At 64.8% G+C, this 25,488-nt stretch carries 27 protein-coding genes; 9 read left to right on the top strand and 18 right to left on the bottom strand.

Annotated elements, in window-relative coordinates; genetic code table 11:
- Positions 1-10: 10 nt before the first annotated feature.
- The 15 genes from QTI04_RS02740 to QTI04_RS02670 form a co-directional block, all read right to left on the bottom strand.
- Complete coding sequence (locus tag QTI04_RS02740) at positions 11-439, bottom strand: phage tail protein (RefSeq protein ID WP_286614101.1); 429 nt, start codon at positions 437-439, stop codon at positions 11-13.
- A 71-nt stretch (positions 440-510) separates the two neighbouring features.
- Positions 511-672 (bottom strand): DUF6760 family protein, encoded by a 162-nt coding sequence (locus QTI04_RS02735; protein ID WP_286614100.1) that lies wholly within the window; start codon positions 670-672, stop codon positions 511-513.
- Positions 673-689: 17 nt separating this feature from the next.
- Positions 690-1,058: a phage tail assembly protein gene (locus QTI04_RS02730; protein WP_286614099.1), complete on the bottom strand. Its 369-nt coding sequence runs from the start codon at positions 1,056-1,058 to the stop codon at positions 690-692.
- Complete coding sequence (locus QTI04_RS02725; RefSeq protein ID WP_286614098.1) at positions 1,055-1,498, bottom strand: phage tail protein; 444 nt, start codon at positions 1,496-1,498, stop codon at positions 1,055-1,057. The genes QTI04_RS02730 and QTI04_RS02725 overlap by 4 nt, the downstream gene beginning before the upstream one ends.
- A 30-nt stretch (positions 1,499-1,528) precedes the next feature.
- The gene (locus QTI04_RS02720) at positions 1,529-2,848 is read right to left on the bottom strand and encodes a phage tail sheath subtilisin-like domain-containing protein (protein ID WP_286614097.1); all 1,320 of its coding nucleotides are present in this window, start codon (positions 2,846-2,848) and stop codon (positions 1,529-1,531) included.
- 25 nt (positions 2,849-2,873) lie between these two features.
- Positions 2,874-4,718, bottom strand: a complete 1,845-nt coding sequence (locus QTI04_RS02715; RefSeq protein ID WP_286614096.1) for a phage tail sheath C-terminal domain-containing protein — start codon at positions 4,716-4,718, stop codon at positions 2,874-2,876.
- Between the two features lie 111 nt (positions 4,719-4,829).
- Positions 4,830-5,336 carry a hypothetical protein gene (locus QTI04_RS02710; protein ID WP_286614095.1) on the bottom strand — a complete coding sequence of 169 codons (507 nt, stop codon included), beginning with the start codon at positions 5,334-5,336 and terminating at the stop codon, positions 4,830-4,832.
- Complete coding sequence (locus tag QTI04_RS02705) at positions 5,333-5,923, bottom strand: DUF4255 domain-containing protein (protein ID WP_286614094.1); 591 nt, start codon at positions 5,921-5,923, stop codon at positions 5,333-5,335. The genes QTI04_RS02710 and QTI04_RS02705 overlap by 4 nt, the downstream gene beginning before the upstream one ends.
- A 240-nt stretch (positions 5,924-6,163) precedes the next feature.
- Positions 6,164-6,553 (bottom strand): DUF4280 domain-containing protein, encoded by a 390-nt coding sequence (locus QTI04_RS02700; protein ID WP_286614093.1) that lies wholly within the window; start codon positions 6,551-6,553, stop codon positions 6,164-6,166.
- A 297-nt stretch (positions 6,554-6,850) separates the two neighbouring features.
- Entirely contained in the window at positions 6,851-7,036 is a 186-nt protein-coding gene (locus tag QTI04_RS02695) for a hypothetical protein (protein WP_286614092.1), read from the bottom strand.
- A gap of 9 nt (positions 7,037-7,045) precedes the next feature.
- Positions 7,046-8,110: a hypothetical protein gene (locus tag QTI04_RS02690; RefSeq protein ID WP_286614091.1), complete on the bottom strand. Its 1,065-nt coding sequence runs from the start codon at positions 8,108-8,110 to the stop codon at positions 7,046-7,048.
- Positions 8,111-8,318: 208 nt separating this feature from the next.
- Entirely contained in the window at positions 8,319-9,671 is a 1,353-nt protein-coding gene (locus QTI04_RS02685; RefSeq protein ID WP_286614090.1) for an LLM class flavin-dependent oxidoreductase, read from the bottom strand.
- A gap of 19 nt (positions 9,672-9,690) precedes the next feature.
- The gene (locus QTI04_RS02680) at positions 9,691-10,542 is read right to left on the bottom strand and encodes an ABC transporter permease (protein ID WP_286614089.1); all 852 of its coding nucleotides are present in this window, start codon (positions 10,540-10,542) and stop codon (positions 9,691-9,693) included.
- Positions 10,535-11,389: an ABC transporter ATP-binding protein gene (locus QTI04_RS02675; RefSeq protein ID WP_286614088.1), complete on the bottom strand. Its 855-nt coding sequence runs from the start codon at positions 11,387-11,389 to the stop codon at positions 10,535-10,537. Before QTI04_RS02675 ends, QTI04_RS02680 begins: the two co-directional genes overlap by 8 nt.
- Positions 11,386-12,405 (bottom strand): ABC transporter substrate-binding protein, encoded by a 1,020-nt coding sequence (locus QTI04_RS02670; protein ID WP_286614087.1) that lies wholly within the window; start codon positions 12,403-12,405, stop codon positions 11,386-11,388. Before QTI04_RS02670 ends, QTI04_RS02675 begins: the two co-directional genes overlap by 4 nt.
- A gap of 336 nt (positions 12,406-12,741) precedes the next feature.
- Between QTI04_RS02670 and QTI04_RS02665 the strand changes: the two genes are divergently transcribed.
- Complete coding sequence (locus QTI04_RS02665; protein ID WP_286614086.1) at positions 12,742-13,845, top strand: enolase C-terminal domain-like protein; 1,104 nt, start codon at positions 12,742-12,744, stop codon at positions 13,843-13,845.
- Between the two features lie 18 nt (positions 13,846-13,863).
- Here the strand turns inward: QTI04_RS02665 and QTI04_RS02660 are convergent, their stop codons facing one another.
- On the bottom strand, positions 13,864-14,238 hold the full coding sequence (locus QTI04_RS02660) for a YbaN family protein (RefSeq protein WP_286614085.1): 375 nt from the start codon (positions 14,236-14,238) through the stop codon (positions 13,864-13,866).
- Between the two features lie 104 nt (positions 14,239-14,342).
- Positions 14,343-15,557, bottom strand: coding sequence for an NO-inducible flavohemoprotein (hmpA, locus tag QTI04_RS02655; RefSeq protein ID WP_286614084.1), 1,215 nt, complete (start codon positions 15,555-15,557; stop codon positions 14,343-14,345).
- Between the two features lie 196 nt (positions 15,558-15,753).
- On the opposite strand from hmpA, the gene QTI04_RS02650 reads away from it, so the two are divergent.
- Together QTI04_RS02650 and QTI04_RS02645 are read left to right on the top strand one after the other, a co-directional pair.
- On the top strand, positions 15,754-16,233 hold the full coding sequence (locus QTI04_RS02650; RefSeq protein WP_286614083.1) for an iron chaperone: 480 nt from the start codon (positions 15,754-15,756) through the stop codon (positions 16,231-16,233).
- A complete protein-coding gene (locus QTI04_RS02645; protein WP_286614082.1) occupies positions 16,205-16,648 on the top strand; it encodes a tripartite tricarboxylate transporter substrate-binding protein in 444 nt (147 codons plus the stop codon). Before QTI04_RS02650 ends, QTI04_RS02645 begins: the two co-directional genes overlap by 29 nt.
- A gap of 153 nt (positions 16,649-16,801) precedes the next feature.
- On the opposite strand, the gene QTI04_RS02640 is transcribed toward QTI04_RS02645, so the two are convergent.
- Positions 16,802-17,065, bottom strand: a complete 264-nt coding sequence (locus QTI04_RS02640) for a hypothetical protein (protein WP_286614081.1) — start codon at positions 17,063-17,065, stop codon at positions 16,802-16,804.
- 459 nt (positions 17,066-17,524) lie between these two features.
- Here QTI04_RS02640 and QTI04_RS02635 point away from each other — a divergent pair, with 459 nt between their 5' ends.
- From QTI04_RS02635 to QTI04_RS02610, 6 genes are all read left to right on the top strand, one after another.
- Positions 17,525-19,558, top strand: coding sequence for a hypothetical protein (locus QTI04_RS02635; protein ID WP_286614080.1), 2,034 nt, complete (start codon positions 17,525-17,527; stop codon positions 19,556-19,558).
- A gap of 536 nt (positions 19,559-20,094) precedes the next feature.
- Positions 20,095-20,517 carry a hypothetical protein gene (locus tag QTI04_RS02630; protein WP_286614079.1) on the top strand — a complete coding sequence of 141 codons (423 nt, stop codon included), beginning with the start codon at positions 20,095-20,097 and terminating at the stop codon, positions 20,515-20,517.
- 861 nt (positions 20,518-21,378) lie between these two features.
- Positions 21,379-22,140 carry an SDR family NAD(P)-dependent oxidoreductase gene (locus tag QTI04_RS02625; protein WP_286614078.1) on the top strand — a complete coding sequence of 254 codons (762 nt, stop codon included), beginning with the start codon at positions 21,379-21,381 and terminating at the stop codon, positions 22,138-22,140.
- Between the two features lie 68 nt (positions 22,141-22,208).
- Positions 22,209-23,174 (top strand): tripartite tricarboxylate transporter substrate binding protein, encoded by a 966-nt coding sequence (locus QTI04_RS02620; RefSeq protein ID WP_286614077.1) that lies wholly within the window; start codon positions 22,209-22,211, stop codon positions 23,172-23,174.
- Positions 23,174-24,457 carry a CaiB/BaiF CoA-transferase family protein gene (locus QTI04_RS02615; protein WP_286614076.1) on the top strand — a complete coding sequence of 428 codons (1,284 nt, stop codon included), beginning with the start codon at positions 23,174-23,176 and terminating at the stop codon, positions 24,455-24,457. Before QTI04_RS02620 ends, QTI04_RS02615 begins: the two co-directional genes overlap by 1 nt.
- The gene (locus QTI04_RS02610) at positions 24,454-25,443 is read left to right on the top strand and encodes an NADPH:quinone oxidoreductase family protein (protein ID WP_286614075.1); all 990 of its coding nucleotides are present in this window, start codon (positions 24,454-24,456) and stop codon (positions 25,441-25,443) included. Before QTI04_RS02615 ends, QTI04_RS02610 begins: the two co-directional genes overlap by 4 nt.
- Positions 25,444-25,488 lie beyond the last annotated feature (45 nt).

The raw sequence follows: 25,488 nt of genomic DNA, 5'->3' as shown, positions 1-25,488 counted from the left end.
CGTGCCGGCGTCAGCTGGCCAGCTTCTGTAGCAGGACGCCCTTGTGGATGAGCTCGACCGCTTCGAAGGCAACGGCAGATGTCGAAGCGTGCAACTCGGGTCCCGTCCACTTCACGGGACAGGCTTTCAAGAACTGCCAGGCAAGGTGAGTCGTGCCGTCGGCGGACTGGATCTCAATGCGCACGTCCTTGCGCGTGATCTTTCCGCCCATGATCTCGAGGTACCACTTCCACAGGTACTCGTTGTCCGCGATGCCGCGCTTGAGCACCAGCCGCGAGGAAAACTTGGTGGCGCCTGCGAGTTGCACGTCGTGCGAATTCACGCCGCCGGCACGCAGTGTCTCGACCTCGGTTTCAGCGCCCAGGCCGGAGACATCGCTGAAGCCGCCAATCACCTTCGCGTCACTGTTCTCGAGCGCCACGGTGAAGCGAAACGCCATGTACTTGTCCGGCGGTGGACGGGGCGGTTTCTTTGCAATTCCGGACGACTCAGCCATCGTTTACCCCCCGTTCAGCCGAGTTCGAAGCTCTCGCCGTCGCGTGACTCGTTGAGCCTCTTGTTGATGCGGGCCACCTGGTCGACCCAGAGCAGCCGCTCCTGGTGGTTCATGTCCATGATCTGTCCGTACGGCCAATGAAAGTAGTAAGCCAGGTAGGCCACCTCCTGAAACAACTGATCCGGGAGGTAGCCTAGGACTCCCCCACCGGCTCCGCCTCCACTTCAAAGGTCTTCTCGCAGGCCGGACAAGTCACGCTCAACCTGTTGTGCCCATGCTCGTTGATGCGTCGATACATCGTCTGCAGATACGCGAAGTCGGCCACCGGCAGGTCTTCGATCACCTGCGGGTAGATCTGCGGCAAGTCGCCCAGCCGCGTCACCACCCGCGCCAGCAGGATCACCGCGAGGTAGCCCGGGTTGGTCTTGACGCGGTAGTCCTGAAGCGGCGTGACCTCGTCCTTCGCCGTGGCCAGCCGCATCGTGCCTTCCTTGTGCACGCGACCTTCCGCATCGACAAACCCCCGCGGCAGGGTAAAGGGAAATTCGCTCTGAAAAGTCATTTGACGCGCTTCAGACCTTCGTGCGCGATCTCGATGGTGTCGATGGCGACTTCGTTGGCGGTCGCGTTGAACGTCGGACCGGTCCACTTGGTCGGCCAGCCCGCAGTGAACGTCCACTCGGCCGCTTCGTTGCCTTCGTCGTCGAGCAGGATGATCTGGCCATCCTTGCGCGCGTCCTTGATCTTGCCGTCCATCACCATCGTGCGCCATTTCCACAGATCCTGGTCGTCCGTGATGCCGCGCTTGAGCGTGATGTTCGAGAACTTCTTCAGGCCCGCGAGTTTCAGGATCGAGTCACCATCGCCTTCGCGGTAGTCGACGGCATCGGTGGACGCATCCAGCCCCGACACCTCTCGAAAACCAGCTTTGCTGATGCCATCGATCTGTATCCTGAATTTGAAACCGCGGAACGGATCCTTGTTGCGTTGACCAGTAGCCATGCTCGCATCTCCTTGCCGTTGGATGAAGAACTAGGAAAGCCCACTGACAGTCGATCCGCTGCCGTCATGCGTGACGCGCACGACGATGAACTCTGCCGGCACCGAAGGCGCCAATCCGACATGCGCGACCACACATCCCAGATCGCGCACCTCCGGCGGGTTGGTCTCGCCGTCGCATTTCACGAAGAACGCATCGCCGGTACGGCCGCCAGCGAGTGCACCGGCCCGTTGCATCTCGAGGCAATGGGCAGTCAGGCGGTTCCTGACGAGGTCCCAGAGCTGCGGTCGTTGCGGCTCGAAGACCAGGTCACGCATGCCCGTGGCCAACCAGCGCTTGAAGCCGATCACCACGCGTGCAGACGACACATGGGCCCACAATCCTTGGTTGCTCAGCGTTCGCGCGCCACCGACGCGAATGCCGCGGCCGCGCACGCTGCTATGGATGCAGTTGATGCCCGCGTCGTTGAGCCGACCCCGTTGCGTGGGCGACAGCCGCAGCGCGGTGTCGAGCACCCCTTCGAGGATCTCGTTCGCTGGCGCATGCTGGGCGCCGACTTTGGCGTCGATGCGCGCAATGAGTCCGGCGACGTGCCCGCATGGCGGCACCCAGCTCGGCAGAGCAGCCGATGCTGCCTGCGACTGGCGAAACGGGGAATCCCGGTAGCGCCACCCCGCGATGTCCGCGGTGCGGGGCCGGTCCGCGTCCCAGGTCGGATCGGCTTCGATCCACGGCGTGTAGAGCGCACCAAACGATGAATTCAGGTCCGACGCCATGCGCAGCAAGTCAGTGATGGCGTCTTCGTTGCCACCCGGGTGCGGGACCGCCGGCCCATCGAGCAGCGCGAATCGGTCGCCCATCGATTCGCAATGGCGCAACGCACTCAACTGCAGGTTGCCCCGCGCCTCATCGATGACCCACGGACTCCACACGTCGGGCAGGCACAGAAGGTCGACATCCGAGCGGTCGTCGAGAAGCCCGCCCGGTTCGAGCAACCGCATCAGCGCCCCTGCACCGGTACGCGGGTCGGCCGGTGGCGGCACCGCGAAGATCACACAGCGCTTGCCGCCGTTGGCAAAGAACCCGCGCACCGCCGCGCGCAGATGACTTCCCGGCGCGGGCACGATGGCCTCGTTCCAGAGTCGCGAATCCCAGCGATCGACCACGATGCCCGGCGCGCCCGAACGTTCGCGCAGCGCCGGATCGACGTCGGCCAACGCCAGGAACGCGGGCACGCCCCCAGCCATTTGCGCCGCTTCGGTCGGCGCGGAGATGCTGCTCTCCACGTAGAGGCCAGGCGGCACCCGCTCGGCTCGCCCCTCCCGTGAGAAAGCGCTGGAAGTGATGCTCATGGCCGTTCGCCCGTGAGAGCCAGGATCACGGCTGCTGCTGCCCGGTCGATTGCGAGATGCGGAAGATCACGAATTCGGCCGGCCGAACGATCGCCACGCCGATTTCAGTGATGACCTGACCCAGATCACGAACCTCCGGAGGATTCAACTCGGCGTCGCATTTCACGTAGAACGCTTCTTGCGGCGTGAGCCCGAACAGAGCGCCACTGCGCCACACATTCGTCAGGAAACTGGTCACGTTGAGAATGATCTTCGACCACAGCTTCGGGTCGTTCGGCTCGAACACGACCCATTGCGTGCCTTCGTCGATGGACTCCTCGAGAAAGCCCGCGAAGCGGCGCACGTTGACATACTTCCATTCGCCGTTGCGGTCGCCGCCTATCGTGCGCGCACCCCAGAGGGTCACTCCGCCATCCATCAAGCGGATGCAATTGACACCCTGCGGATTGAGCAATTCCTGCTTCGGCTTGCTGACGTAGTACATGACCTCGAGCGCGCCCCGCACTTGCGCGTTGGCGGGAGCCTTGTGTACGCCACGTTCCTCGTCGGTTCGGGCAAAAATGCCAGTCACATGCCCGCTCGGCGCGACGTAGGTGCGGCCACGGTACTTGGGCGAAACGTTCAACGCCGGATCGCTGTCCTGCAACCGCTTGGCCGGGTCGCTCACCTCGATATGCGGGAAATAATAGGCGGCATGCGTGCTCTTGCGCGGCAACACGTTGCCCAGTGTTTCGTACTGCAGCTTCTCGATGTCCAGGTCGTTCGAGCCACCATCGTTGACGACGCGCGGCGAATCAAGAACCGCAAACACGTTCTGGTGCGCATCGTCTTCGCAATAGCTTTCCAATTCTTCCCAGACGTCGGTGATCTTCGGCAACCCCGGCGCCGCGAGAATGGCGACGTCGTCGATCGACGTGAAGCGCTCGAGAACGTCCTTCAACTTGTCGATCGAACTCACGCGTGCCACAAAGGCGCGCGTCCCGCCGTTGGTGAAGAAGCCGTTGACCGCATGGGTCAACAGGTGATGCCCAGGATGCAGCGGAACCATGCGGCCGTCCGCATCGAGGCCAAATCCGGAGAAGTCTCCGAAGAGTCTGGCGTATTCGGAAAAATTGGTACACAGCTTGGTCGCGCAGTCGGCGGCCGACACGGCATACGGCACCAGGTAATAGGGACGCAGCACGGAGGGCGTGAGCAGTGCCTGGTCTGGAGGGTTGTCTTTGTAGTCGATCAGCTCCTGTTCGGCTGGCTTCTTTGCAGGCTCTGCAGCGCCGCTCGCAGGGGGCGGTGGCGCCGCAGCCGCTTCCGTCTTGCCTTCCTTGATCTCGTTGTTGATGTCGTCTTGCGCTTTGGTCTTCATCGCCAGCGCCTTTGCCGCCTCGGCGGCGACCTGCCTGGCGTCGGCAAGCTTCCTTTGTGCTGCGCTCACCTTCTGGGCTGCATCGCTCGTCTCTTTCGGCTTTGCGTCTGCAGGCAATGCCGTCTGGGCGGCAACGAGAGCGGTCACATCGGCCTCCAGCTTCTGGATTTCCGCGTCCTGCTTCGGCTTCTGATCGTTGATGGCCGTGATCTCGGCCTTCAGCACCTCGAGTCGCTTGTTCATATCGGTCTGGATCTTCTCGATATCCTTTTGTCGCCGCTCCTCGGCATTCGGGTCCTTCTGCGGGGAGGTGGCTTGCAGGCGCGCGAAGTCGAGCAGCTGCTGGGTGAGCACCGGGTCGTAGTCTGGATTCGGCACGGGGATGTAGATCGTGGACGGCACCAGTCCGATGAAGCCGGCGGTGTTGGTGCCGACGCCTGCAATCGGCTGCCGTGCGGAAGGTACCTCTTCAACGTACACGCCGGGTGCGTAGTAAGCCAGTCTTGCCATGTCAGATCCCCTTGTCAGTGAAAGTCGACCGAACAACCATGGTCGAGCGCTTCGACCACGCAAAGCAATTCATTGCGCGCCGGCGCCCAACCGCCGGCCGCGGCGCGTGATTCACGGAGGCCGGCCCGCGGGCGGGCCTTCCGCGTCCTCAACAACCAGATCCACATCGAGCAACGGCGGCATCCGTGCGCGATCGGCGACCGGCACGGTGATCGCCCTGGACTCGATCAGTCCGCCGCCCTGGTCGTGCCCGCCCAGCACGTAGCGTCCGGCCGGCACATCCAGGTAGAAATACAAGCCATCGCGTCGGATCTGCGTCTCGAAAGCCGACGCCTGCGCCGTCGTCGTGGCGGTGGCCGCTGCATCGGCGCGGGCGCTGCCGCGCGAGCCGGCTCGCTCGGGCACACCCGTTTGCGCTTGGACGCTCGCTTCATGTCGCAGCTGGACAACGCCACTCGAAACCGGGCTTCCATCGCGGCGGGCAACGCGCCCAGCGACGCTCACGCGCCGACGCACCACGGTCCAATGGATGTTCGCCTCGGCGCCCATGGGCAATCCAGGCTCGGCGCTTCGCACGCGGGTGCGGCTCTGCTTGGGACGGCGGGGCACGGTGCTCATGGCAAGGCCTCTGCGTCCAGTTGAATGCGGATCTCCTTCTCGATCACCAACGGCAGAACCTCGGGTTCATACACATCGACCGACAGCGTCACCATGTAGTTGAGGGCAGCCTTGGGTTTGCCGCCCAGCGCCTGCCAGAATTCGCCCAGGCTCTGGAGCCGCCCCGGGTGCAGTGTCGTCACCGGTAGTGGCAACTCCTGGTTGGCCAGGCTGCCCTTGAGCAACTCACGCGGAAGTTTCCTGAAGCGCAGCAGGGTGCGCATCACGGCGCCGAGCAATCTGTGCTCATCCTCCGACGAATCGTTCTGGCCCCCGGCTCCGCCGGGCCAAGCCGTGATGAGGTAGGACGCATCGACCCGCACGGGTGGCTGGAAGCGCGTCACAGTGCCATCGTTGTGGTGGTCGATCACCTCGTCGTTGCTGCGCAGCTCCAGGTTCTCGCGCAAGTCATACAAGAACAGATCGACAGCCGGCGGCTTGACGGTGAACTGATCGTCGGGCGCCGCGAAGGACACCGTGATCTGATCACGGCCAGGCATCTCCCGCTTCAGCAGCGCTGCGAGCGTTTGGTCGAGGTCATGAATCATGTGCGCCACTCCCTCCAAGCCCGTGGGTTGCTTACATCCTCAAGGCCGATTCTTGACAATCGATCTTGCTTCCCAACCAGCTCCCTTTGCTGATGCTTTTGTGGCAATCACTCGACGAATCGAGCTGAGGCACTGCACGAGACAGGGGGAAGGTACGCTCGCAAAAATGCATCGTCAATGCGCCATCCGATATAGGCGCATGCGCCGACAAGCCTGTACCCAAAAGGTTCGACGTCATGGCTAAGGAATGTTGTGCGTGAACTGGCCCGGCACGACCACCTTGATCACGCCGGCCCACATGCACATGAGCTGACAGTTGTTGTCGAGCGATGGAATCTGCCCCAGGGTGACGGTAGGCGTTCCGGGTACCCAGGGTGAAACTGTCATGGGGATGCAGGGCATCGGCGTCAGCACCCCCAGCGCGGCAGCAGTGGCCGCCGCCACGGAAGGATTGGCCGGACTCATGCACATACCGAAGCTCGGGATGTTGACCATCGGCTGGAAGTCCATGATCGTGGCCGCAGGCTGGTTGCTGGTGTTCACCCGGCGCACTGGCAGCACCACCAGCGATGATGGTGCTACCCCGAAACTGCACTGCAAGGTCGCGCCGTTGCAGACGTGTTGAGCCATGACTGAAGCCCCCGCCAAGCTTTCGATTGTTCAAAGCATGCATCGGCCTCGAGCAAAGCACAACGTCTTGTTTGGGGATGGGACATTGGGCGTTCGTGGTCCACGGTGAGGCGCTGTCCTGCGGCGCTGCCAAGGCGGCTTTGCTGAATGGCCAGCGACGCCGTGGCGCGGCGCCGCTTGCTGGTCCGAACACGCAGAGCACGTGCCAAGTTGCATGAACGACAACGCGACGCTGACGGGAGCGCGGCAACCGGGGCGCCCTGTGACGAGAGAGCTGCCTCGGATGCGAGCTGTGTCTCAGGCGTCGGCCAGGTGACGATGCATCGACGCGGCGGCATGCCGGAGGAGCTCGAACTCGTTGTCCGGAAGCCGCAAGCTGCGCATGTCGAAATGGGACACCGTGCCCCAGAGGCGTCCCGAGGCGGCGTCGAGCACAGGCACTCTGTGATAGGAGATAACGATCCCGCGCAAAGCATGCCCCATGGATTGCCTTCAAGGCCCACATTCCAAGACGATTCGCTGCCCGCGCCCTGCGTTCGCCCTATGGAAGTCGTCGATGGTGGTGCCCACGCAATCCGTGTTCTGCGTGCTGAATGTATTGATGTCATTGGCGTATTGACGGGCGGCAGCTTGCCAAGCTGACACAGCAACGCGGAACTCCGCACCCGTCATGCCGACAACTCCAGTGAACTGCGGGGGAGGATTGCTTGCGAGGAACTCCATGAAATCAAGACCATGGCTCCCTTCGTGGACGCGAAGCGTGGTACTTGCCGGGGTGACCCGGCCTCCCGCGACGTCGGCCGGTGTCGTCCCGCGGCCATAGGCGGAGGGGCCTTCTGGGTTGGCTCCGCGGGCATACCTTGTTCGTATGTGAACGACTGGGGTGCGGGGCCCGGTGACTCGCGTGATTCGCCCTCTGCGGGATGATGCAAAGCTGATGCCGCCCCATTGGATGTTGATGCGCGTTTCGCCTCCGGAACGGACACTGCGATCGTTCGTCACGTCGGGAAAGATCGTTACGTTGAAGCCGTTCGTTCTCAGCGTGACTCGCCCGGAACGCGCGTTCCGTGCGGCACCTTCGGGGATAGGAGTCGAGATGCCAGTTTCCATGTGATGCGCCGTTGCCCAGGCCCACATGGGGATGCGGCCTCGATTCTCGCGATACAGGTCTGCTTCGGTGCGTCCCAGTTGTGAGGCGGCACGCGTCATCAGCGCTCGGATCGCCGCGATGTAGCCTGCCCGCAAGGAGGCGATCAGGCCTGGGTCCGCGGCGAGTTGATCGTTGATCATGCGTTCGCCGTCGACAACCATCCGGTACCAGCTGTTGATCACCCGCTCAAAGCGGGCGGCATCCAGAGTGGCCAGCGGGAAGAAGGAAGCTGCGCTGGTGAATTGCCGAATGGTGGCCTGAATGAAGTCGCGCAGGTCGGCCGGGCTCGCCGGCACTGCTTGCCGCTGGATGTGAGGGCTCAGAAGTGCGCGCGCACGGCGATTTCCCAGGACCTGCTGCAATTGAAGCAACGAAGAACGGATGCCGGATGGCGACTGCAGGTGCAAGCGCAAGTCGTGCGGTATCGCCGCGGTTGAATTGCTGCTGCGAGGGCTGCGGAGCGAAGCTGCTGTACTCGAAGACCGGGAGGGACTCGGTGCGGAGTGGCAATGCGTCTTCATGCGGCCCATGATGAGTTCATGTTAGCGTGAAAGTCCTGCAGTGAATGCGTCGGGTCCGCTGTTGCACGCGGGCGCACGGTCGATTGGAAACGGGTCAAGCAACCTTCTGCGCGGTGACGGAAAACTGGTTGACCGGACGGTCCAGCCCCAGGTTCTCCCGCAAGGTACGACCTTCGTAGGCCGTGCGAAACAGCCCGCGTCGCTGGAGCTCGGGAATCACCAGGTCGACGAACTCGTTGAGCGATGCCGGCAGCACCGGCGGCATGACATTGAAGCCGTCGGCCGCGCCGTTCTCGAACCATTCCTGCATCCGGTCCGCGATGGTCTGCGGTGTGCCGACCACCACCCAGTGGCCCCGAGCGCCAGCCAGGTATTCGTAGAGCTGACGCACGGTGAGCTTGTCGCGCCGGGCCAGCTCGAGCACCACGTGGGCGCGGCTGTTCTGGCCCGGCGGCGGCTCCGGAATGTACGGAGGCGCTTCGTCCAGTTCCCATTTCGACAGATCTTCGCCGGGCCAGAAGGTGTGCAGCGTGTTCAGGCCGACGGACGGGTGGATCAGTCTTTGCAGTTCCGCCCATTTGGCCTCGGCCTCTTCTTGCGTGCGGCCGATCACCGGCGAGATGCCGGGCAGTACCAGCAACTGCTCGGGCCGCCGGCCGTACTTGGCAAGCCGCCCCTTCACGTCGCGATAGAAGGCCTGCGCTTCGGCCAGGCTGGTCCACGCCGTGAAGATGGCTTCGGCCGACGCCGCCGCGAGCTCGCGCCCCGGTTCGGACGATCCGGCCTGCACGATCACCGGGTAGCCCTGCGGCGGACGCTCTAGGTTGAGCGGACCGGAGACCTTGAAGTACTTGCCCGAATGGTTCAGTGCATGCAGCTTGGTGGGGTCGAAGTATTTCCCCGACGCCGGGTCGCGAATGAAGGCGTCGTCCTCGAAGCTGTCCCACAGACCCTTGACGACATCGATGAACTCGTGGGCTTGCTCGTAGCGGGTGGCCGGGTCGGGATGCTTGTCGAGGCCGAAGTTGCCATGAACGTTGTCCGCGCCGGTGGTCACCACGTTCCAAGCCGCCCGGCCCTTGCTCAGGTGATCGAGCGACGCGAATTTGCGCGCCAGCTGGAAGGGGTCGCCGTAGGTCGTGGAGGCCGTCGCCACGAAGCCAATGTGTCGGGTCACCGCCGACAAGGCGGCCCACAGGGTCACAGGTTCAAAGTACGACACCCGGCCCTGGCGGCTGAAGGCTTCGTCGTCACCATGGAAGCCCAGGCCCGGGCTGTCCGCCACGAAGACCTGGTCGAACAGTCCGCGCTCGGCGGTCTTGGCGATTTCGATGTAGTGGTCGATGTTGACGCCCGAGTCGGTCTGCGAACCCGGATGGCGCCATGCCGCCACGTGGTGGCCGGTGGCCATGATGAAGGCGCCGAGGCGCAGTTTGCGTTGGCTCATGAGATGGGTTCCTGTCGATTCATCCGCCGTCAGCGGCCGGCTTCCACGCGGTGAAGTGGCTCTCCAGCCTTTCGAGCGCGAAGTTCAAGGTGATTCCGATGGTCGTGATGGCAATGATCCCGAAGTACATGTCGGCGATCAGGAAGCTGTACTGCGCATAGATGATCAGGTAGCCCAGTCCCGCCTTGGCGCCCACCATCTCGGCTGCGATCAGCACGAGCATGGCGGAGGCGGCGGCCAGCCGGATGCCCACGAAGATGGTTGGCACCGCTGCGGGCAGGATCACTTTCAGGAACAGCTGCGTGGCGCTCACACCCATGGTGCGCGCCGACTTCACCAAGAGCGGGTCGACCTGGCGGACACCATTGATGGTGTTCAGCAGCAGCGGCCATGCGCACGCGTACACGACGATGGCGACCTTGGAGACTTCCCCGATGCCCAGAAGCAGCAGGAACACCGGCAGCAGTGCCAGGGGCGCGGTATTGCGCAGCAACTCGATGATCTGGCTCAGCGCGCTGCTCACGCGCTGGTACCAGCCGATCGCGAGTCCAAGGGGAATGGCAAACAGGATCGCGAGCAGCAGGCCGCCGAGCGAGCGCGCCAGGCTTACCGAGGTGTGCTGCCAGAGCTGGCCATTGAGGGCCATCGCCCAGCCTGCCGCCAGCACCTCGCTGAGCGGCGGCAGGAAAGTCGCGTCCGTCAGGCCAAGCCGCGGAGCGAGCTCCCACAGCAGCGCGAGTGCGACCGTCAGGCCGGAGCGCCAGGAGACGTTGGCAACCCTGCCGTAGAGGTGCGTGATGAGTGACGGTCCGCGCGTTCGCAGCGCGTGCGGCGCCGGATGCGTTCCGGCGTTCAGTGCGATATCAGGCATGGGAGAGTTCTTTCCTTGCAGGTTGTGCGGCGATGCGCGCGCGGCGCTCCTGGCGCGCCGAGTCGACCTCGTCATGCAGCAGAGACCAGATCTCGTGGCGCAGTTCACCGAACAGCGGCAGCGAGCGCACGTCATCCGTGCCGGCTCTCAAGGAGTCGGGGATCTCCACGATCTCCTTGATGCGCCCGGGGCGCGTGGTCATCACGGCCACCCGCTGGCCGAGCACCACCGCCTCATCGATGCCATGCGTGATGAAGACGATCGTCTTGCCCGTGCGTTGCCAGATCTCGACCAGTTCTTCCTGCAGCGTTTCGCGCGTTTGCGCATCCAGCGCGGCAAACGGCTCATCCATCAGCAGCACCTGCGGTTCATAGGCCAGGCTGCGCGCGATCGCCACGCGCTGCTTCATGCCGCCTGAGAGTTCGTGCGGAAAGCGATTCGTGAAGTCGCTCAATCCCACCAGGTTCAAGTAGTGGGCCGCCTTGTCGCGGCGCGCTCGCGCCCCGAGTCCGGCCACCTCGAGGCCGAAGGCCACGTTGTCCAGCGCGGTACGCCACGGGAACAGCGCGTACTGCTGGAACACCACGCCACGGTCACGCGCCGGGCCGACCACAGGCTTGCCATCGATCAGGACGCGGCCGCGGGTGGGCATCGCCAGGCCGGCCAGCAGGTCGAGCATCGTGGACTTGCCGCAGCCGCTGGGGCCCACGAGCACGAGGAACTCACCCAGGTTGACGTCGAGGTCGACTTCGTTCAGCGCGACAAATCTCTGAGCGGCGCCGCGATCGTCGGCGCGCACGACGAATTCCTTGCTGACGCTCTCGAATCGGATCTTGGCGGCGCTCATTTGCTTGCAGCCACCTTCTCGGCGTTCTTGAAATAGGGATTGAAAGCGTTGGTGTACAGGTCGGCAGGCTTGACCTGGCCCGGCTTGAGCAGTCCGTCCTTCACGAGCCAGTCGATCCAGATCTGGAGTTCACCTTCCTTGATCACGCCGCCCGTCCCAGCCACGCCGGTGCTCTTCCAGTACTGGATGGTGTCGGCGCTCTCGGCCCGCTTGCGGCTCTCGATGACCTTGACGAAACGCGCCCGGACTTCGGCGGGCGGCGTGTTGCGGGCCCACTCGATCGAGCGCGCCAGTGCCGACACGAGATGGCGGGTGGTGTTGGGGTTCTGTTCGATGAACTTCGTGTGCAACACCAGCGTGCCCGCGGTGAAGTCGCCGTACAAGCCGCGGTCCGTGAACAGCGCACGGATGCCGCCGCGCTCCAGTGCCTTGTCGCGCAGCACGCCGCCCAGCGTGGTGACATCCACATGGCCCTGGCGCAAGGCCTGCTCGCCGGTCACCGGCGGCGTCGCCACCAGGGTCACCTGCCTGGCTTCCACGTCGCTGACCTTGCTTCGTTCCAGGTACTCGCGGACCATGAATTCATGGTGCGCGCCCAAGGTGTTGACGGCAATCTTCTTGCCGACCAGGTCGCGTGCCGACTTGATCGGGCTGTCGTCCTTGACGTAGTAACCGGAATAGGTGTTCTCATCCGCACCGTAGTAGCCCAGCACCGCCTTGATCGGCGCCTTCTTGGCCAAGAGCTTGACCACGGCGCCGTTGAAGGCACCGCCGATGTCCACGTCGCCGGTGACCACCGTCTGGATGTCCTGCGGGCCGCTGGTGGTATTGCCCACCCACTTCGCCTTGAGCGGCGCCAGGTAGCCCAGCTCTTCGGCCAGTTCGAGCCACGTCACCTGGCCGGCCCAGCCCTGGTAGCGGATGTCGGTTTTTTCCAGCGCCTGCTGGGCGCTCGCGATGGCCGCCAGGCCCAGCGACAGCAGCGCCGCAGCAAGCAGGTTCGGTAGTTTCAGCATTCGATTTCCAAGTGGTGGCAGTGAAATAGGGCAATGGACGCACTCTTCGAGTGCTCGAGGAGGCCTCACGGTAGAGGCCCGCCACGGCGATGCCAAAGAAGAAATTCGCGTTTTGATATTTGCGGCGTCCGTCGCGTCACCGAAGTCCGGGTGGCGCTCCGGCCGCCCTCGTGTGATCGCATTCCCTAAGCGGCGGATTGGCGCCGCCTTTGCGCTACGTTCGCGGCGTTGGGCTATGTTCCGAAGGCGGCTTGTATCGCACTCGGCCGGCCCGCCAGCGAGTTGCTGCGCGACGAGCGCACCACGCCACGTCCCTCGGCCTCTGAAGGAGACAGCATGAAAAATGAAGTCAACCCGGACATCCTGATCAGCGAGGTGCAGGCACGAGCGGTCAACGTGCCACTCGAACACCCGGTGCGCACCAGCGTCGGCGTGATCGCGACCTCGCCCTTGATCCTGATCGACCTGCAAGCGAACGATGGCAGCGTCGGCCGCGCCATCCTCTTCACCTACACGCCGGCGGCGCTGGAGGCCACCCGGCAGATGGTGATGTCGCTCGGCGAGGGCCTGAAGGGTCAGCCGCTGGCGCCCTTCGAGCTCGACCGGCTGCTGGCCCAGCGCCTGCGGCTGCTCGGGCGCACCGGCATCGCGCAGATGGCCTGCGCCGGCATCGACATGGCGGCCTGGGATGCGCTCGCAGTGGCGCGCAAGCTGCCACTGGTGGAACTGCTGGGCGGCAGCCGGCGGCCGATCCCTGCTTACGACAGCCACGGCATGGACGGCGTCGAGCTCGGCGTCGAGCGTGCCGAGCGCGCAGTGGCGCAAGGCTTCGGCGCCATCAAGACCAAGGTCGGCTACGCGACGCTGGCCGAGGACCTGCGCGTGGTGCGGGCACTGCGCCAGTCGATCGGCGCTGACACGCAACTGCTGGTCGACTACAACCAGGGCCTGAGTGTGCCGGAAGCGGTCCGCCGCATTCATGCGCTCGAAGGCGAAGGCATCTCCTGGGTCGAGGAGCCCACGCTGCAGGAAGACTACGCGGGCCACGCGCGCATCCGCGAGAAGGTGCGCCTGCCGATCCAAATGGGTGAGAACTGGTGCGGGCCGGGCGAGATGGCCAAGGCGCTCGAGGCCGGAGCCTGCGACCTGGTCATGCCCGATGCGATGAAGATCGGCGGTGTGACCGGATGGCTGCGTGCCGCGGCGCTGGCCCAGGCGCGGGGCCTGCCGATGTCGAGCCACATCTTCCAGGAGGTCAGCGTCCACCTGCTGGCCGTCACGCCGACCAGCCACCTGCTCGAGCGCATGGACCTCGCGAGCCCCGTGCTGGCGCAGCCCTTGACCTTCGAGAACGGCACGGCGATCGCACCACAGCGACCGGGCACGGGCATCGCGTGGAACGAGGACGCAGTGCGCCGCTTCGAAGTCAAGGCTCGCTGAACTGGAACTCTGGAGCGTTCAGGGCTCGGGCCGCATCCACAGCCAGAGCGCGATCGCACCCATGACAAGCGGTGCCGTGATCTTGAACACGATCGGCACATCGGCAAGGAGCACAACGGCCGCGCTGAAGACCATCATCCCGCTCGCGGCCCACTTGGCACGGCGTGGTACTGCGCCCCCTCGCCGCCATTGCCGGATGTGCTTGCCATAGCGGGGGTGTTCAAGAAGCCAGTGTTCCAGTGCAGGCCAGCCGCGCCCGCCCGCCCAGGCTGCGGCGATCAAAAAGGGAACGGTCGGCAGGAGAGGAAGGAAAACCCCGACCACGCCGAGCGCAACAAACACCAGCGCCAGCCCACGCCAGACCAACTTCGCAACGCGAGCATCGAGACGCATCAGCGCGCTGGCCAGTCGGGCCGCGCGGCCGGGACCTTGGAAGGAGACATGAGGCGAATGGTAGGTCAACTGCCTGCCGAAACCGACAAGGCGTGCGACACCCCCTACTCCTCGAACACGTCGGTGCCGAACACCTCGTAGTGCACGCGAGCGTCCGGAACACCCAGCGCCTTGAGCGCTTCCACCTGAGCGCGCATGAAAGGCATCGGGCCGCAGATGTAGTAGTCCGCATCGGCCTTGACCGCGGACGCCGCGATGCGTCGCAGGTCGACCAGTCCCTCCTGGTCGTAGTCGTAGCCGAGGACGTCGCTGGGCAGCGGCGCGTCGTAGAACACGATGCTGGTCAGCCGCCGGTTCGTGTCGGCGGACGCCTTCAGGCGGTCCTTCATCGCGTGCACTGCGCCGTTGCGCGCGCCGTGCACGAACACGACCTCCCGGTCAGTGTTCTTCAGGACTGCCTTGAGCATGCTGACCAACGGGGTCAGGCCGACCCCGTCACTGATCAGCACCACCGGCGTGGTGGCCTCCATGTCGACGTGGAACGGACCGAACGGCGGGGTGATGCGTACCACGTCGCCCCGGTTGACATGGTCGTGCAGGAGGTTGGATACATAACCGGCGGTTTCGGACTCTCCCTCGCTCTCGCGCTTGACCGAGATCCGGTAGTTCCTGCCGTTCGGCGCATCCGACAGGCTGTACTGGCGCACCTGCTGCAGGCCCAGGCGCGGAACGTCGACCACGATGCTGATGTACTGACCGGGCTTGAAGTCGGCGATCGGCAGCCCGTCTTCGGGTTCGAGAAAGAAGGAGGTGATGACCTCGCTCTCCATCCGCTTGTGCCGCACCACGAAGTTGCGCCAGCCGCGCCAGCCACCGGGGCGGCGCTGCGCTTCGTCGTAGAGGGCCGCCTCGGCGGCGATCATGATGTCGGCCAGGGCCTGGTACGCCTCGGCCCAGGCGGCGACGATGTCGCCGGTGGCCGCGTCGCCGAGAACCTCCTTGATCGCGGCCAGCAGGTGCTCGCCCACCACCGCGTACTGCGCCGGCTGCACGTTCAGACTCGCGTGCTTGTGGGTGATCCGCTCGACCGCCGGGCCCAGCACCGACAGGTTGTCGATATGGGTGGCATAGGCCAGCACCGCCGCGGCGAGCGCCCGCTGCTGCTCGCCTCGTTCCTGGTGCCGCATGTTGAAGATGTTCTTGAGTTGCGGATGGGCTTGGAACAAGCGCTGGTAGAAGCGCTCGATGATGGCGTAGCCGTGCTCGGCAAGAACCGGCGCGGTGGCCTTGACGGTGGCGATGGTGGATGGCTGGAGCATCTTTGATCCTCGACTGACACCGCTGAGAGATGGATGTTATTGCTTTGAGTCCGAACGTCAATCCTGAACCGCTGAAACCGCGCTGCTTGCCCACCCACCCTTCGCGCGCCGAACCCGCCTGCCGCGGCCGTGCAGGCGGCGAGGGAAAAGCCTGGGTCCTGCCGACGCCCCTTGGCGATCCGTCTGATCTCGGTCCTTGGCCGCGCCGGCGCGTTCAGAATGGGATTTTGATGACAGATCAACCATGGCGAATGACCGTGCGAATCAGGGCGACATGTCGATCCGGAAGGCAGTGCCCGCCACCATCGACGAGTACATCTCGGGTTTTCCGCCCGAGGTGCAAGCGACTCTGCAGAAGGTCCGGCAGACAGTGCGAAGCGTTGCGCCCGATGCGCAGGAAGTCATCAGCTACCGGATACCGGCGTTCAAGCTCAACGGCGTCCTTGTGTATTTCGCTGCCTTCAAGCGGCACATCGGCTTCTACCCTCCGGTGAAGGGGGACACGCGCCTGGAGAAGGCTGTCCTGCCCTACGCCGGTGAGAAGGGCAACCTCAGGTTTCCGCTTGACGAACCTGTCCCCTTCGACCTGATTGAACGAATCACGCGACTGCGCCTGAAGCAGAACCTGACGATGGCCCACGAAGGCCGTGCGGCAAACCGCCAGCGAAAGAGATGACTGTGACACCCTGGTTGCGGCGCTTGCGCTGATCCGCGCAGGGAGGTTGCGCGCGCTCCTCGTCATGGCGCCGGAACGCCTGACCGCACTGCCGGTTGTGCCCACCCCGGCAGAAGCGGGAATGCCGCAATTCGCGCTCTCGGCTGGGGGTCTGGTCGCACCGGTGGGCACGGCCCGCGCTACCGTCGCGCTGCTGTCCGATGCAGTGATGAGGGCGCTCGCATCGCCTGAGGTCAGGGCACAGCTTGCGAGCCAGCAGCTGGAACCGATGCCCTTGCCGTCGGCCGCCTTCGGCGCACTGATTCTCTCGGACCTGCCCTTCCGGTCTGACTTCGTTCGCCACAGCCGTGTCCGGCTTGAGTTCTGCAAGGCTCTTGCTGAGCGGTGGAGTCTGCGTGGCTTGACGGATCGCTGAGGCGCGGCCGGCCCGCTGCAGAACAAGTAGGCCGCCGAGGCCGAGTCCCGTCGGCCGCGTCCGTCGGAACAGCTCGCCATCGCGCGACGGCCGGCGCCAGTGCGCCACGCCGGGGCTGGCTCGAAGCCCGCCGCCCGATCATCAGCCGCACCCTCACTTCTTCGGGCGGGGATTGATCGTCTTTTGACGATCGCCGCCCTTATCCTGCGCTTCCAACGGCAGGCCTGCGCGCGCCATGCGCATCGGCTCAGCCTCCCCGGTGATTGTGACCACCACCCGGGTCCAGCCGTCGGCGGTTCGAGCGAACACTGCCGTTCCTTCAACGCCGCTCGTGCGCACGGCGCGCAAGATTCGCGCGTCGTTGACTTCGAAGTCCGCTGGCGCGTAGACGAATGGGATTGTTTCGGTGGAACTCACCTGTGGATGCTACGACTGTTGATGGGCATGGGGGAGTCCTCACCCAGCCCTTTCCCTGTCGCCGACGATCCATCGTGATGTTCTGCTCGGAACTCGCCTGGAAGTGTTGTCAGGCGTCATCGACACAGGACCACGGATCTCTCCCCTCCTCGCGACTTCGCCGAACAGCCAAGTGACGACGCCTGCACGAACGACCTCCAGTTCCAACTGTCAACCTCATGCATCCAGCTTCACCGGAAAGTGATCGCGAGGCAGCGAGCCTGCACGATGTTGGGGCCCTATGCGCGACGTGGCAGCTCCTGATCGGGCCCTTCCGCAGCTTCACATTTCTTTAGGCCGAAAGGCGAAGTAACACAAAAGACCTCATCACGCAACGACCATTCCACTGACGCGAACCAATCCGTCCTTCCGTACGGTGGTTGCGGGTTCCAGTCAGTAACGATTACAACGGAGTGTTCGATGAAAACTGTTGCGCTTTCTTCGATTTCGATGGCGTGCGCGATCCTCGTGGCCGCTTGTGGCGGTGGCTCTGGAGGGGGTGGCTTTTTCGGGGGGGGCACGACGCCACCGCCCGCGGCGGCCAGTTCCAAGGTGGATGTGAAGGTGGTGGACGGCGCGATCTCCAACGCGTCCGTCTTCCTCGACCTGAACGAAAACGGCGCGCTGGATTCCGGCGAGCCGACCGCCAAGACCAACGCATCAGGAGTCGCTACGCTCGAGGTTCCGAACGACAGCGTCGGCAAGGCCCCGGTCGTGGCATTGGTCGGCACCGATGCGGTCGACGCCGACACCGGCCCCGTGCCGGTCGCCTTCAAACTGACGGCACCAAAGGACAGCACTGGCGTGGTCAGCCCGCTGACGACCATCGTCCAGCACATGGTCAAGGAAAACGGCATGACCACGGCCGACGCTGCTGCCGCTGCGCAGGCGCAGGCCGGCTTGAACGTTTCGATGCTGAGCGACTTCACCGCCAACTCGAGCGCCGATGGCAAAGTGGCGGCCAGCGCGGCGAGACTCTTTGTCGTCTCGGTGCAGCAGTACACGAGCACGCTGAGCCCTGCCGCCGGCAGCACAGACCTTTCTGGGGCAGTGATCACCCAGGCCGACATCGACAGGATGATTCTCGCGAAGGCGGTGGAGACCTTCCCTGTCATGGTGGAGGTCGCAAAAAGCCCCGAGGTGCAGGCGGCGTGCGCAACGCTGGGCGCCGATGCGTGCAAGACCGAGGTCACGGCTCGCGCTTCCGAGGTCAATGCGGCGAGCGGCCTGACCGCCGCATCACTGCCGCTGGTCGTCGCCGCGGCGCGCACGCCCGTCGACAATGCCACAGGCGTCGGTGGCGCCACCTTGGCGTTCCTGAATTTCGGGGACGCGAGCAACTGGTACTACCGTGTGTTCATGGCGTCTGCGGCGGAGAACACCGCAGACGCCAACGGAAACACCCGTTACCGCGGCTATTCGAGAGCGATGACGAACGGCAGTTTCGTCGAGTGGGCTACGGGCGGCTCGTACGCGCGGCGCGGCGACCGGCACTGGAATGGCAGCGCATGGGTCACCTGCGAGCTGGGGCAGCAGAACGTCCAGTCGAAGCGTGAATCCAACGGGAACGTTGCTGCCAACAACTACTGCGACGGCCTGGAGCTCAGCTCGTCAACGCGCTCGGAAGTCGACGTCTCCAGCAAGAAGATCGCGGACATCGTCGCCGTGATTCAGGCGAGCTTGCCAAACTATTCGAGCTGGGGAATGCCTCCTGCAGGGTACACCGGTGGCGGGACGGCCAACTATGGCGCGGCGATCTTCCCCGCAGGATCGAAGCTTCTTTCTCAAAGCACGACAGTTTCGCAAACCGCGTTTGCGTTCGATGTGACGTCGCCACTCCGCAGCTACAACGACGCGATCGCCGCTGGCGCCGATACGCGCGGAAATCCGGGAACGGCCTGCAGCAGCCCAGAGGCGAACGCTGCGCCAACGATTCCTGTCACGACCCTGGAGGGCATGATCGCCAAGTACAAGGGGACGCCGTGCATCTTTGGCACCCACTTCATCGGAAACGGCATTGCCAGCCCCAACCCCAGCGAATGGTGGGGTAACAGCACCTTGAGCGTTGGCCTCCTGGGAACGGCGCCGGTCCTGGCCGATCCGACGACCTTCATGACGGGGAACACCTACGTCCGGTTTGCTTTCTCGGGAGGCAACGCGATCAACTACTACTCGTGCCAGCAGCAGCACGTCAACAGGTCAGAGCGCAACTGCGTCCAGATCGGCACAGGGACGTACTCGATCCAGACACTGGGCGATTCCAGGGTACTCACCATCGCGAATCCTCCCGCCGTTGCCTCGCAGCTTGACTACGAACGCATCTTTGTGGAAAACGGCGGCCAGGTCTTCCATGGCTACAAGTCCAAGATGCGGACGACCTACTCGACGCGCTTGAACCTTCCGGCCACCAACGCAGTGTTCACTCAGCTCGGGATCCCGACAATCACCCCCTGAGAATCGGGCAAGCGCAAAGAAAAAGGGGCCACGAGCCCCTTTCCTTTCGGCCGCGGGAAAACAGGCCAACCAGATTTGGCCTGCCGAGCGAGTCAATGGTGGCTGGCTGGTGCAAACGTGGGCCACGCAAACGCCCACGACCACTTTCCAACAAAGCTCCCTCGCGCGCACCTTGCCGTTTGCGACTTGCGAGGCGGCTGGGCGAACTTCTCCACGCGGACCGTGGACAGACCTGTGGACAACTGCATGCGCAACACGGGGGATCGGCTCCAGCAGTGCGTCTGAGCGCGATGCCTACCAAACAGGCACCTTCGCAGCGCCGGCAATCTTCGAGGCGGCGGCCAGTTCATGGCCCCAACGGTTGCGCCGCGGCCCAACGACTAGAGCCAAAGCATTCATCTTGGCTGCGACGCCTTAGAAACTTGCACTGTTACGCAAAAACATGATGCGCCGGTGCGACGAATTCGTTGGAGGCTTCTGCAACGCACCAGACAATTCACGCAGGAATTTCAACTGGCTCCAAGGAGACCGACACGATGGACGACCGGATGCCCGTTCACATCCACGATCTTTTGCTGCTTGCAGCTTCGGCATGGGAGGGAAACCACCGTGCGCCCGAGGCACTGCGCGAAGCCGGTCGACAGATCCTGGTCGAAGGCGGCCCGAAGGCGCTGGCCCAGACCGCATTGCTCGCGTTGCACTGCCAGTCGAAGATGGACGGGTCGCTGAAGCGCTCGATGGGGGTGCTGCGCGGTCGCAACCTCGTCGCGTTCATCGCAAGCTGCTGGAATGACTTGCCGTCCTGGAAGATGAATCACGACCCCGCGCTCGCGCCACTGAAAGCCGCAGCGCCCGAGGCCGCGCAACTCGTGCGGCTGATGCGCCAACTGCAGGCCTTCGCCCGGCCTGAGCATTTCGGCGGCGATCAGGTTCACAGGTTCTCGTCAGCGCGTCTTTAGCGTACCCCCTCGGTGCGGGGCGGGGCGGGGCCCAGCTGACATCGCAGCGGAAGCCAGCCTTCGGGGGCCGGCGACGTCGAGGTGCGCTGGAAGCATCCTTGAGAGAGCGCAGCAATTCGACCTTGACGCGCCTGCGCCCGTCGATGCCCCTGAGGCATTCGCGTGATTTGCGGACGGGCTTCCGCGTTTGCAGCAAGGCCCCTAGGATGAGGATCTTGGTCCAAGCCTTCGCCCTGCATCGCGGCGTCGCGAAAGCGTGCGATCGAGACTCCCGTCGGAGCGGTTGACGCAACCCTGACGGACCAGCGCAAGTACCTACCACGTCGAGGTCTCCATGCGTGAAAAGACGGTCTCGTACGAGGTTGCCAAACGGCACCTCCTTGATGCGTTGAGTGGTGCCCCCAGGAAACCCGCCAAGCGCGCCACACGGACTTCGACGGGCATGGCCAAGCCGGCAGCCGCTGCGAAATCAGTGGTCAAGCGCGCCGCCACAGCGCCCGTCCGCAGGATTGCGCGGTAGTCGCGGGCCGAACGGGTTGCGGCGCAGGGTGTTCCGCATCCCCAGTAGCTGGACCACGAAGGTCCAGGCTCGGGCGTCACGTCGGCCGATGCGAAGAGATCCAGATGCCGGCGCCATGTGAGGAAACTGCAAGGGCATTTGCGACGTAGACGCGGAACCCCGCCCCGTTGCCCCGCCCCGTTGCCCTGCCGCGTGACCAACCAGTCCACGAGGCCGCAACCGTCAATCGACGGGTTCCCTCCAGGATGCACGCGCGTTCCTGACAGTTGCATCGCCAATAACCTGGTTGACGCCTTGGCATCCTTAAGTTTATAAACTATACAATACAGATAAGGAGACCTATGAGCCGGTTCGAAGACAGCGTGGTGGTGGTGACGGGGGCGGGGCGAGGCATTGGGCTGGCGATTGCCGCGCGCTTCCTGGCTGAAGGCGCTCGGGTGGTGTTGGCCGACACGCAGGCCGGGGTCTTGAACGATGCCGCGACGACGTTGGGAGTGCCTCAACGCGTGCTTGCGATCGCCTGTGACGTGGCGAATCCCGCAGATGCTGCCCGGCTTGCCGACGAGACCGACCGGCGCTTCGGCCCAGTGAGCATCCTGGTCAACAATGCCGGCATCTCGCCCAAGCACAAGGGTGTGAAGGCACTCATCGCGGACATGGACGAGGCCGAATGGCGGCGGGTGCTCGACATCAACCTCACCGGTGCCTTCCTGTGTTCGAAGGCATGTCTGCCTCACATGAAGGCACTGAGCTTCGGCCGCATTGTCAATATTGCCTCGCAGGCCGGGCGCACCCGCACCGACATCGCCGGTGCGCACTACGCGGCGTCGAAGGCCGGGATGATGGGCCTCACGCGCGTGCTCGCCACCGAAGGCGGCAAAGACGGGATCACGGCCAATGCCATCGCTCCCGGCCGCATCGAAACGCCGATGGCGGCCGAGGCTGGTGCTGCGGTGAATGCAGCCTATCTTGAACGGATACCGGTCGGCCGTCTTGGAACGCCCGACGACATCGGGGCCGCCGCCGCCTTCTTGGCGAGCCGCGAGGCGGGGTTCATCAACGGCGTCACTCTCGACGTCAACGGTGGCGCGTTCATGATCTGACGACACCCTGCCCTGCCCTCCGCCCGCAAGTAACGCCGCCCCGGCCTCAACGACAAGGAGACAAATCCATGAAGACGATCCTGAGCATGCTCGCCGCAACGGCGCTGACCTCTGCAGCTCTCGCACCGCTGGCATCGAGCGCCGCCGGCTATCCGGAAAGGGAGATCAAGCTGAACGTGGGTTACGGCGCGGGCGGCGTGGGCGATGTGTCCGCGCGCCTGCTCGCCAAGGCGATGGAGAAGGAACTCAGGCAACCGATCGTGGTGATCAACAAGGCGGGTGCGCAGGCAACGATGAACCCGACGCAGCTCGCCCGCATGGAGCCCGACGGCTACAACGTCGGCGTGCTCACCTTCGCGCCGATGGCGATCGTCCCGCACATGCTGCCGGTGAGCTACACCGCGAAGGACTTCATCTTCGCTGGCGCGTTCGGCCGCTTTCAGTACGGGCTCGCGGTGCGCGCCGACTCGCCCTACAAGACGGTCAAGGACCTGGTGGAAGCGGCCAAGGTGAAGCCGCTCTTCTTCGGCGCGCCAGGTGCACCGAACAACATCGCCATGTTCGAGCTCGGGCGCAAGACCGGCGCGCGCTTCGACCAGGTGCTCTACAAGTCCGGCAGCGAGACCGTCCTTTCTCTCGTCGCAGGCCAGGTCGACGCGATCATCCAGACGCCCTCGGAGATCGTGCCGCACGTGCAGTCGGGCAAGTTGCGCCTGCTGGCTTCGGTGAGTCCCGCGCGCTGGGCGGACCGGCCGGACATGCCCACGGTCAAGGAGAGCGGCTACGACGTGGAGATCGAGTCCTGGATGGGCCTGGCCGTGCCCAAGGGAACGCCGCAGCCGATCGTCGACCGCCTGCAGGCCGCGATGCTTGCCGCCATGAAAGACAAGGAAGTGCTCGATGGCTTCAGCCGCATGGGCATCGACGCGGTGACGATGACCGGGCCCGACTACGCCCGGATGATCGACGAGGGCTACCTGAGCATGGGCAAGGCGCTCAAGGAAGCCGGCCTGACCACGGGCAAGGGCCAGTGATGGCAGCGCAAGGCACGGCGCCGGGCGCACTGGCCGGCGTGCGCGTGCTCGACCTGAGCCGCGTGCTTGCGGGGCCCTCGGTGACGCAGATGCTCGCTGACCTTGGGGCCGACGTGATCAAGGTCGAGCGGCCCGGCGTGGGCGACGAGGCGCGCACGCAGGGGACGCGCCCAGCGCAGCGCCCGGGCAGCAACATTGAAGACACCTCGGGCTTCAGCGCCGTGAACCGGGGCAAGCGCTCGATCGAACTCGACCTCGCGTCGCCAGGCGGCCAGGCGATTGCCCGCCGCCTCGCGTGCGAATCCGACATCCTGGTGGAGAACTTCAAGACGGGCGACCTGAAGCGCTACGGGCTGGAATACGAATCGCTCGCGGCGATCAATCCCCGCCTGGTCTATTGCTCGATCACCGGCTTCGGTCAGACCGGACCGTATCGCCTGCAGCCCGGCTACGACCTCATCTTCCAAGCGATGAGCGGCCTCATGAGCGCCACCGGCGGGCCGGAGGACGAACCGGGCGGTGGACCGCAGCGCGTGGGCTACCCCATCTCGGACGCGACCGCCGGCCTCTACGCGACGATCGGCATCCTCGCGGCGCTGCACCACCGCAACGCCCCCGAAGGCCGTGGACAGCACATCGACCTGGCCCTCCTCGACGCGCAGATCGCGGCGATGACGCTGGTGCCGACCAACTACCTGATCGCGGGCCAGCTGCCCCGGCGCGTGGGCATTGCCTCGCTGATGAGTTGCCCCTATCAGGCCTTCGACTGCGCCGACGGACAGATCGTCATCGCCGTCAACAACGCCAAGCAGTTTTCGCAACTTTGCAGAGTGCTCGGGCTGGACGCACTCGCGAGCGACGAGCGCTATGCGAGCAATGCGTCCCGCGTCGCCCATCGGGCGGCCCTCGTGCCGGTCCTGGCCGCCGCGCTGGCCATGCTGCCCGTCGCGGAATGCCGGGCACGCCTGACCGATGCAGGCGTGCCCTGCGGACCGCTGAACGACATGCAGCAGGTGTTCGACGACGAGCAGGTGCGCCACCGCGGTCTGCGCCAGGAGGTCGTCCACCCGGTCAAGGGCGTGACGCCCATCCTGGCCAACCCGCTGAAGTTCTCCGAGACGCCGGTGGCCTATCGGCGCGCGCCGCCTCAGCTGGGCGAGCACACCGCCGAAGTGTTGCGCGAGGTGCTGGGCATCGACGACGCCGAGCTTGCGGCGCTGCGCGAGTCCCGCGTCGTAGGCATCGCCGACCTGGCACGCAACGAACCCACCCAGACCGCATGAAAGCCATCCTTTGCCGCCAGTACGGTCCCCCCGAGAGCCTCACGCTGGAGGACGTGCCGAGCCTCGTGCCCGGCCCAAAGCAGGTCGTCATCGCGGTGCGTGCCGCAGGCGTGAATTTCCCGGACACCCTCATCATCCAGGGCAAGTACCAGTTCAAGCCGGACATGCCCTTCTCGCCCGGTGGCGAAGTCGCCGGCGTGATCCGTGCCATGGGTACGGAAGTCACCGCTCTGCACGTGGGCGACCGCGTGCTCGCACCACTGGGCTGGGGCGGCTACGCCGAGGAGGCGATCGCGGAGGCCTGGCGCGTGCTGCCGATACCGTCAGACATGGATTTCGCGACGGCCTCCGCCTTCGTGCTGACCTACGGCACCTCGCACCACGCGCTGAAGGACCGCGCGCAACTCAGACCCGGCGAGACGGTGCTGGTGCTGGGCGCAGCCGGCGGCGTCGGGCTGGCTGCGATCGAGATCGCCAAGGCAATGGGCGCACGCGTGATCGCGGCCGCGTCGTCCGACGAGAAACTCGCCGTGTGCGCGGAACACGGCGCCGACGAACTCATCCAGTACGAGCGCGACGACCTGCGCGAGCGGCTCAAGCAGATCACGCAAGGGCGCGGCGTCGATGTCGTGTACGACCCGGTAGGCGGCGCGTACAGCGAAGCGGCACTGCGCAGCACGGCCTGGAACGGACGCTTCCTGGTGGTTGGGTTTGCTGCAGGCGACATCCCGTCGATCCCTCTGAACCTGCCGCTGCTCAAGGGCTGTGCCATCGTCGGCGTCTTCTGGGGCGCCTTTGCGCGCAACGAACCCGCGCGCAACGCGCAGAACATGGACGAACTCCTCGCCTGGTTCCAGCAGGGCAAGGTACGGCCGCACATCTGCGCGCGCTATCCACTGGAGCAGGCAGCCGACGCAATGAAGGCGATCGCGAGCCGCGCGGCCAAGGGCAAGGTGGTCATCACCATGGCGGGCGCCTCATCGTGAGCGCGAAACACGCGCTGGCCGTGACCGGCAGCGACAGCGCCGGAC

The sequence above is a fragment of the Variovorax sp. J22R115 genome (assembly GCF_030317005.1).
In the GTDB taxonomy this organism is placed as follows: domain Bacteria; phylum Pseudomonadota; class Gammaproteobacteria; order Burkholderiales; family Burkholderiaceae_C; genus Variovorax.
The sequence above is the reverse complement of the archived record's forward strand: the minus strand, read 5'-3'. Positions and strand labels throughout refer to the sequence as shown.